General features: G+C 39.2%; 7 protein-coding genes. 1 reads left to right on the top strand and 6 read right to left on the bottom strand.

The features are described from left to right. The first annotated feature begins 1,360 nt into the window (after nt 1-1,360). On the top strand, nt 1,361-1,789 hold the full coding sequence (locus tag H3T75_RS06090) for a hypothetical protein (RefSeq protein WP_084585090.1): 429 nt from the start codon (nt 1,361-1,363) through the stop codon (nt 1,787-1,789). A 139-nt stretch (nt 1,790-1,928) separates the two neighbouring features. On the opposite strand, the gene H3T75_RS06085 is transcribed toward H3T75_RS06090, so the two are convergent. From H3T75_RS06085 to H3T75_RS06060, 6 genes are all read right to left on the bottom strand, one after another. Then, nucleotides 1,929-2,552: a riboflavin synthase subunit alpha gene (locus H3T75_RS06085; protein WP_084585089.1), complete on the bottom strand. Its 624-nt coding sequence runs from the start codon at nt 2,550-2,552 to the stop codon at nt 1,929-1,931. A gap of 20 nt (nt 2,553-2,572) precedes the next feature. Further along, the gene (locus H3T75_RS06080) at nt 2,573-3,070 is read right to left on the bottom strand and encodes an acyl-CoA thioesterase (protein WP_025330379.1); all 498 of its coding nucleotides are present in this window, start codon (nt 3,068-3,070) and stop codon (nt 2,573-2,575) included. 81 nt (nt 3,071-3,151) lie between these two features. Beyond that, nucleotides 3,152-4,228, bottom strand: coding sequence for a magnesium/cobalt transporter CorA (corA, locus tag H3T75_RS06075; protein WP_084585088.1), 1,077 nt, complete (start codon nt 4,226-4,228; stop codon nt 3,152-3,154). Between the two features lie 25 nt (nt 4,229-4,253). Then, entirely contained in the window at nt 4,254-5,753 is a 1,500-nt protein-coding gene (gene ppx, locus H3T75_RS06070; RefSeq protein ID WP_084585087.1) for an exopolyphosphatase, read from the bottom strand. A 351-nt stretch (nt 5,754-6,104) separates the two neighbouring features. After that, on the bottom strand, nt 6,105-7,523 hold the full coding sequence (gene glnA / locus H3T75_RS06065) for a type I glutamate--ammonia ligase (RefSeq protein ID WP_025330382.1): 1,419 nt from the start codon (nt 7,521-7,523) through the stop codon (nt 6,105-6,107). A 432-nt stretch (nt 7,524-7,955) separates the two neighbouring features. Continuing rightward, a complete protein-coding gene (locus H3T75_RS06060; RefSeq protein ID WP_084585086.1) occupies nt 7,956-9,086 on the bottom strand; it encodes a P1 family peptidase in 1,131 nt (376 codons plus the stop codon). Nucleotides 9,087-9,140: the final 54 nt, after the last annotated feature.

The following is a 9,140-nucleotide window of genomic DNA, read 5'->3' as shown; positions in this document are numbered from 1 at the left end:
AAATTTTTTCATATTGAAATTCTCCTTAAAAATATCATAGAGAATTTTCTACTTTCTTGCTGTACTATTTTAGGGGATAGTTACAATAAAATAATATTTAATTATATTTTCTATTCTTTTAATTAAATACCTTGTAGACAAGAATTTTTTTAATCAGCTGCACTTTATGGAAAACAGTTTCGGGAATAAAATTCGAGCCAGATTTTACCTGATAGATATCTATAGAAGCCAGTAATTGGCTCATCAGATTTGATTCGATATCAATATTATTCCTGAACTTTAATAGTATAGATTTTTAAATTTGCTTTCCATACACATCGTGCCGTAAGCCATATCTGCAAGCTCAATGGTGATTGTCCCAGTCATTTCTTATTTATATAGTCAGAATAAATAAATCTTATAATTACAAAAATAAAGTATTCGATAAATTTGTTAGCTATTAAATTCAATTTTTTATTAAAAATTTTATTCCAGATATAAATTTGTGTGAATAGGATTGTATTGCCTTAAATACCTTATGAATTAAACTTAGAAGACATAATATTATATATCAATTGATGTCTGAATATATGTATGTATCTAAACAAATTAATCTGGATTTGTCTGAAATAATAAAAAATTAAATTGTAGTTTTTAGAATAAAAAATAATATTGAAAATCTAAACTATTAAAGTTATAATTTCTTTACAAATGTAAAGAAAAGTTTATTTATGAAAATATAGGAATAGTAATGATCTCTTTTACACCAACAGTATTTTTTTCGCGTTTATGCTCTTCTTTGGCAATTATAATTTGCTATGGATATCCAATATTGTTGTATATCGGATTAATTCATAAAGAAAACAAAAATAATGATTTAATTCTGCTTTTGTTATCAGTCTACTTTATACTTACTATACTTGTTTTAATGATTTTAGGATGGGCTCTTAACTGTAAATCAAATATTTGGATTAAGACAGTTGTGATCTTCGCGTCATGTTGTGCTATTCCTCATTTATTATTCAGTTTGGTATTTCTGCTAGGTATTTTCAGCCTCCCTTTATACATATTTACTTATTACCTAGCTTATTGGTATTTGAAAGGTGGTGCAAATTACCAGCCCACAACAAAGCCAAAGAGAATTAGGTTAAAGGTAATCAGCTAAAATATGTCATCAATAAAGTTATAGTATGATTTAGTTTTTATATTTAAAAAATATCTATTAAAAAAATATAAAATATCAGTATGATAACTGGCCATGAAATATTTCATTAATTAAAACTAATGGCCACATCTGCTCGTATTGAGTTTGTTAAATAAGTTAATAAATTTAATAAATTTATTGCATTTTTAATCAATATTATTACACAGGATAACTATTATGGATAAAGAATATACTGAGGCTACATTTCTGCGGCGTTTTAGTATTTCTGTCATGTGCCTGATTATAGGATCACCATGTTTCTTTCTAGGTATTGTAGGTGATGATAAAGCATTTCCGTTTTTACGTTTATTGCATATTATGCCTATGCCGGAAAATATGAGCAGTGATGAAATTTTTTATTTCACATTGGGAGTAATGGCTTTTTTAGCCACAGTAATATTATTAATTATGATGTTCGGATGGATATTTGATATTTCTACTAATCGTTTTCTGAAAATATTGGTGATTATTGGCTGTTGCTGCGGTTTTCCTAACGCTGCATTGTGTTTGAGTATTGGTGGCCTGATAGGAATAGGATTATTAATTTTACCTGCGACAATATTATCTATATATCTGTCACTTAGGTACTTTAATATTTTCGATTAAAATCAGTTTAAAGATAAAATTAATAACAAATAATTATTTATAGCCGAATATTTTGAAACTGATTATTACTTATTAGGATAAATAGTAATCAGTTTCTGTATATTTATATAACATATTTTGTATATAAGCAAATTTATAATTAATTTTTTACTTTATTTATATACTGTTGCATATATTTCTGCGCGGTATCAACAATTGCCTGTGTCTGAGCATCCACTTCGAGATTGATGCGATCATTTACCTGACAGCTTCCAAATAAAGTCCGGTTCATGGTTTCGGGAATCAGATGAACGTTAAATTCAGTAGTGGTTACCTCGCCGATGGTCAGGCTGCAACCGTTCAGCCCGATAAAACCTTTAGTAAGGATATAAGGGGCTGCACTTTCAGGGAGATTAAACCAGACAGTACGATTATCAGGGGTGTCTTCAATTTTACTAATGGTGGTCGTAGTAAAAATATGACCACTCATAATATGACCGCCAATTTCATCCCCATAGCGTGCAGCCCGCTCAATGTTTACCGCATCACCTACTTGTAGTTGTCCTAAATTGGTTTTGGCCAGACTTTCCGCCATGACATCAAAACATACTTCATCACCTTTAATGGCTGTAATGGTCAGGCAGCAGCCATTATTGGCAATAGAAGCACCGATAGTCAGGTTGTCACAGGCTCCCTCAGGGAGACGTACCTGTATTGTGCGCAATTGTTCATACTCTTGAATAGAGGTAACGGTACCTAAACCGCAGACAATTCCTGTAAACATTTATAATCCCTTTAAACAGATCAGGCAGATTGTGTATGTCTGGTTTTTGCAGCCTTTAACCGGGCTTCTTTGCGAATGGCTCCTTCCTGAAAACGGCGAGCCTCTTCTTCGCTGGCAATACATAGCGGCGGTACAACTGTAGGTTTGCCGTTTTTGTCTACAGCAACCATGCTGAAATAACAACTATTAGTGTGACGTGCACTGCGATGCTGGATATCCTGTGCTTCCACGCGAATACCAACTTCCATAGAAGTTCGGCCGACATGGTTAACTGACGCATAAAAAGTAACGAGTTCGCCCACGTGAATTGGTTCTTTGAATATTACCTGATCAACTGATAATGTTACTACATATTCGCCAGAATAACGACTGGCACAGGCATAGGCTACCTGATCCAGTAGCTTGAGTAAATCTCCGCCATGTACATTTCCGTGAAAATTTGCTAATGCTGGAGTCATAAGTACAGACATGGAAAGCTGATGCTGCGCACCTTGCGGTGGTAAAGGTGTAGGTTTCATGGAATAGCCTCTGATGTGTATTTCTGTATTAATTATTGTCTTTCTATGAAGACTGATTGTTATTATAGAAGCTATTGATAGTTATAACCAGCGCCGTCTGTAGAAATAAATTAATAAGCTAATAATTATAGTCGCCATAAGACCGAGTACCACAAAATAACTATAATGCCAGTGTAATTCAGGCATGTTATCAAAATTCATCCCATAGATACCGGTAAGGACATTCAGTGGCATGACGATGATAGTGATAACGGTAAGCATGCGCATTTGTTCATTCAGATGGTTTGACTGATAGGATAAATGCACATCCATCATGCCCATTACAGTATCTCGTGCACTGTCAAGCGTTTCCATTAATTGCTGGGTATGGTCATACACGTCAAGTAAATAAACATGAGTGTTCTGACTGAACATGGAAAATTCTCCATGTACAATTCGGCCGACAATATCACGAATAGGGGAAAGGGTACGGCGCAGATTACTGGCATCACGTTTTAACTGGTGGATCAGAATCAGTAAGTTTTTATTACTGTTGCTAAACAGGCGTTTGTCAACACCTTCAACCCGATTGTCAAATTCATCTACAGTAACGAAATAATCATCAATGATACGATCCAGCAATGAATACGCCAGAAAATCAATTCCTTTGCGGTAGATATCGCTGTAATTATGCTGAATATATTTACGGATAATATGCAGTAATCCGAGCGGTTCAAACTGGAAAGTAATAATATAATTCTGACCAATGATAATATAAATCTGGTTATATTGCAGTTTTTGTTTTTTATAAACAAAAACTCGTGCGGCTAAAAACAGATAATGTCCGTAGTCTTCAATTTTCGGACGCTGCTTGCGACTAAGCATGTCTTCCATGGCCAGTTCATGGATATTAAAAGGCTGTAATAGCTGATGCAGCTGTTCGTTATCAGTAATACCAATCAGGTGAATCCATGTAAGACAGTCTGTATCAGGTGCCGGTATGTTTTTACTGCATATATCGTCGCCGGTGAAGCTATGATTGATTAGTTGCTTTTCTTTAATCCGGATAATAGTCATGGATTGTGCTGGCATGTTGCTGACATTGCTGCGATGTACCAGACTAGGCAGATTATGGGTCTGAGCCAGTTTGTTACTGGAAACATTCGGCGTTGTACTCATGGGACATCCTTGACTGATTTATGGTTTACATGGCTTTGATTTCTAACTGTAATCCAATTTTCTGCCATAAAACAGATTCCTGCAATAAGACACTATCAGTAAGCGGATTGTGTTTTAACCATTCTTTACCCAGGCTGATGGTCAGTTTCCTTAACTGTTGGTCATAGTGAATGTCACAATGATTCACCGGTATCTGAATGTCTTGCCGTGCCCGGCAGAACAGTGCAGCCAGCCGTAATGACAATATACCCAGCCAGAGCATTTCCTGCTGACTGAATTCGGCTATTTTGCGTAGGTCGCCACGCTGTCCTAATACCATTGTAGCCAGAATATGCTGTTCTTTACGTGAAAAACCGGGCATATCAGCCTGATCGAGAATATAGGCTGCATGCTTATGAAAACCAGTATGAGAAATATCCAGACCAATTTCATGTACCAGCCCAGCCCAATGTACATATTGCTGCCATTGTTCCGGATGATCAGGAGAAACAGAGGCGGACAGATGATTGAATATCATTTGAGCTAGCTCGGCTACGCGTTCTGCCTGGATGGTATCAACATGATAGCGCTGCTGAAAATCAGCTATAGTCTGGTTGCGCATATCATCACCAAGTTGTCGTCCGATCATGTCGTAAAACACACCATCCCGCAGTGCGGCATCGGTTACTGTCATTTCGCTGATATTCAGTTCGGCAAAGGCGGCGATCATTACAGCCAGTCCGCCGGCAAAAACCTCTGTCCGGTCTGATTTTAAGCCTTCCAGTTTGGCTTTTTTGGTACTTCCGGCTGCAATAATATGATTGGCAATTTTGTGCATTTGTGTTGCGGTAATTGCATCGATGGTTGTGTCACCGGCTGCAATCACATCGCGAATTGAGCGGGCAGAGCCGGAGGTACCAATAGCGTAATGCCAGCCAATATTTTTAAGTGCGACGGAAATACGCTGAATTTCTGCCCGTGCATTGTTGACTGCGGCCTGAAAATTTTTATGGTGTATTTTACCGCGCGGGAAGAACCGCATACTGTAGGAAACACAGCCAAGATTCAGGCTTTCAGTAATGGCAGGCTGTAAATCCTGTCCGATAACAAATTCAGTAGAGCCGCCACCAATATCTATTACCAGCATGTTTTCACCCTTAGGTGGTAAGGTATGAACCACACCGGTATATATTAGTCTGGCTTCTTCGCGTCCGGCAATAATATCAATCGGAAAACCCAGTCTGGCTTCGGCAAGCGGTATAAACTGGCTGATATTTTTGGCAACGCGAAAAGTATTGGTTGCAACAACTCTTACCTGATCAGGATTGAAACCACGCAGCCTTTCTCCAAATCTGGCCAGACAATCCAATGCGCGTTGCTGAGAATCCTGATCAAGATTTTTTTGTTCGTCCAGTCCTGCTGCCAGCCTTACCATTTCTTTGATGGAATCAATGACCTGTAAATGGCCGTTCTGATTGTGGCAAATCTGGAGACGAAAGCTGTTAGAGCCTAGGTCTACAGTAGCGAGCATGTCTTGCGTGGTCATAATAAATATTTTTTAGTTCAGATAGGCATAATGTTACCGTATCCCTACCACAACTGCCATGAAAGGCTGTTTTACCAAATTCTGCCGGCGAAAATGATACACAAGTAACAGTGAATTTTATTTTTGGGTAAAAATAAAAAGGGGAAATTTGCGATTGAATGTACTTAAGTATTTCGGCAGAGCTGAATACTTTACATTGCTATTATGCTGACAGATTGCAGCAGTGCATAGAGCTAGAATCAGCTGAAATCCGGATACAATTCAGACCGCTGTATCTGTGGAATAAATTTTGCCAGTATGGCGGATTTATTCATGGATAAGCGGTCTGAGAATCAGCTTGAGACTAATATCTTACAGACTGTAATACATTTCAAATTCAAGCGGATGTGGTGCCATACGGATGCGTTTTACATCATCGCTCTTGAATTCAATATAGCTGTCGATCCAGTCCTGACTGAATACGCCGCCACGGGTTAAAAATTCATGGTCTGCTTTCAGTGCTTCCAAAGCTTCTTCTAAAGAAGCACATACGGTTGGTACCAGGGCATCTTCTTCCGGTGGTAAATCGTACAGATTTTTATCTGAAGGATCACCCGGATGAATTTTATTCTGGATGCCGTCCAGTCCGGCCATTAACAAAGCGGTGAAAGCCAGATAAGGATTAGCGGTTGGATCCGGGAAGCGAGCTTCGATACGGCGGGCTTTTGCACTGGCAACATACGGAATGCGAATAGAAGCTGAACGGTTTTTGGCAGAGTAGGCCAGTTTAGTCGGGGCTTCAAAATGCGGTACCAGACGTTTGTAAGAGTTGGTTGACGGATTAGTCAGCGCATTCAGTGCTTTAGCATGTTTAATGATACCACCGATGTAGTACAAAGCCAGATCAGACAAGCCGGCATAGCCGTCACCAGAAAACAGATTTTGTCCGTCTTTCCAGATAGACTGATGTACATGCATACCGGAACCATTGTCACCCAGAATAGGTTTTGGCATGAAAGTAGCAGTTTTACCAAAGTTGTGCGCTACATTCTGGATGACATATTTCATATCTTGTGTCCAGTCAGCACGGCGTACCAGTGTATTGAAGCGGGTACCGATTTCCATCTGACCGGCTGTGGCAACTTCGTGGTGATGTACTTCTACCGGAATACCGATCGCTTCCAGTGTCTGGGTGCAGGCTGAGCGTAAATCCTGACCGGAATCAACAGGTGCTACAGGGAAATAGCCGCCTTTAACGCCCGGGCGGTGTCCGGTATTCTGACCGTCATATGATTTACCGCTAGACCATGCGGCTTCTTCAGAATGAATTTTGTAACGGGTACCGCTCATATCGGTTTGCCATTCTACGCCGTCAAACACGAAAAATTCCGGTTCCGGACCAAAAAATGCAGTATCACCGATACCGGTTGATTTCAGATAAGCTTCGGCACGTTTTGCGATGGAGCGCGGATCACGGTCGTAACCCTGACCATTAGCCGGATCGATAACATCACAGGTTAAAACTACTGTGGTGTCATCATAGAAAGGGTCAATAAATGCTGTCGATGCATCTGGTCTCAGAGTCATATCGGAAGCCTGAATTCCTTTCCAGCCGGCGATGGAAGAACCATCAAAAGCCTGACCGTTTTCAAACCATTCTTCAGGGTCTTCCAGCACAATTCTGGCTGGCACGGATACGTGCTGCTGTTTGCCTTTTGTATCGGTAAAGCGCAAATCAATGAATTTGGCATCATTTTCTTCAATCAGGCTAACTACTTTTTTTATTGACATATTTAAGGCTCCCATTAAGGTCTGGAGAGTAACAAACTCTCCGGCAAGTTAAGGTGATTCTGCCACATTCAATTTGTAAAAAAAACGCATTGATGTAAAAAAAACCGGTTTTTTATAACGGATTAAATTAATTTATTTAAAAACATGTTGTTATGTATATTTATTCTGGTTTATATCAGAATTTGTGAACTATCAGATTTAGATATTCACTACAGAAAAATTTAATAAATCAAATATTGTCAGGAAATAAGGAAGAGCCAGGTTGATGTATCAGGCAGAATATTAACGGTAAATAAAAGGCGTTATTTCAAATTTTCTTATGTTATTGATTCAGAATGCTGATATTTGAATCGAATCGTATTGATTTGTTTCAGCCCGTAAGTTATCTATTAACTCATAATTAACGGGCTGAAATTAATAAATATTAGTTATTTATTTGATTTTTCCGTATTTTTTCAAAATTGCTAACAGTTGATCCTGCGGTAGCGCCTGAACCAGATTGTGATCACGACCTTCCATGGTTTCAGCTGCACATAAAGCATTTAATACTGCTTCTTCAACTGCTTCTACTGTGGCAATATAAAGCGGATCAATAATTTCATCGCTCAGCATATCAATTTTGCTGATGCCCAGACTGTAAGCATTTTCATTAGCGGTAGAGAAAGCCAGAAAAATGTCGCCGGAACCGTTATCACCATAAGCGCCGAGTAAGCCGATGCCAATAGGGACACGTTTGGTGAGTTTACTCAGTTGCCAGGGAAGTAACGGGGCGTCGGTAGCCAGAATCACAATGATAGATCCTGTTCCCGGTTTGGGGGCAAAAGTATTAATTACAGGCATGGTTTCAGGGCCAAATTCATCTTTCAGCGGAATACCGCAAATTTGAAAAGTATCACGCATCCCATGGTTGGCCTGTACCAGTACACCCAGAGTAAATTCACCGGCTTCTGTGCTGACTATACGTGATGCAGTGCCGGTACCACCTTTGAAATCATGGCAGATCATGCCGGTGCCACCACCGACGTTACCTTCAGCAATGGCACCTGCGTGTGCATTATTTAAAGCCTCAAGTGCATGTTCAGGTCTGATATGAAAACCATTAATGTCGTTTAATAATCCGTCCCATGTTTCGCCCACTACCGGATAAAAATATCCTACGCCGTCTACAGGCTGACCATTGTTAACATATGGAAAATAAAAGTGATTATCTATCATCCATTTGCTGGTGGTATCGCGTACAATACCTACGCTGTTAGTATTGGTAATGAGTACCGGACCATGCATTAAACCTGAATCATCCAGCCAGTGAGTGCCGGTTAATTCTCCATTACCGTTTAAATCATGCCTGCCGACAAATACAGCACTGCGTTGTTTACCTCTGGGCAAAATAGCGGTTACACCAGTACGGGCAAAGGCTGAACCCGGACCTGTATAATCATCCGGTGTACCATAGATAACGGTACTGTAGCCAACTTCAATGCCGCATACATCGGTTATCGCATTGTTTTTGCCAGTGGTGCCGGTTAGAGGAATTCCTAATTCCCGTGCACGTTTCTTAGTCATAATATTTCTCCTTTTTTACATGTATCATATTGTTTATCTTGATTATATTGTAAA

The sequence above is a fragment of the Snodgrassella sp. W8135 genome (assembly GCF_016101225.1).
Classification (GTDB): domain Bacteria; phylum Pseudomonadota; class Gammaproteobacteria; order Burkholderiales; family Neisseriaceae; genus Snodgrassella; species Snodgrassella alvi.
Note: the sequence above shows the minus strand (reverse complement) of the source record. Positions and strands in the feature narration are given on the sequence as shown.

Coding starts and splice junctions, on each gene's coding strand:
- H3T75_RS06090 (WP_084585090.1), top strand. CDS start 1,361: ATGGATAAAGAATATACTGAGGCTACATTTCTGCGGCGTTTTAGTATT.
- H3T75_RS06085 (WP_084585089.1), bottom strand. CDS start 2,552: ATGTTTACAGGAATTGTCTGCGGTTTAGGTACCGTTACCTCTATTCAA.
- H3T75_RS06080 (WP_025330379.1), bottom strand. CDS start 3,070: ATGAAACCTACACCTTTACCACCGCAAGGTGCGCAGCATCAGCTTTCC.
- corA (WP_084585088.1), bottom strand. CDS start 4,228: ATGAGTACAACGCCGAATGTTTCCAGTAACAAACTGGCTCAGACCCAT.
- ppx (WP_084585087.1), bottom strand. CDS start 5,753: ATGACCACGCAAGACATGCTCGCTACTGTAGACCTAGGCTCTAACAGC.
- glnA (WP_025330382.1), bottom strand. CDS start 7,523: ATGTCAATAAAAAAAGTAGTTAGCCTGATTGAAGAAAATGATGCCAAA.
- H3T75_RS06060 (WP_084585086.1), bottom strand. CDS start 9,086: ATGACTAAGAAACGTGCACGGGAATTAGGAATTCCTCTAACCGGCACC.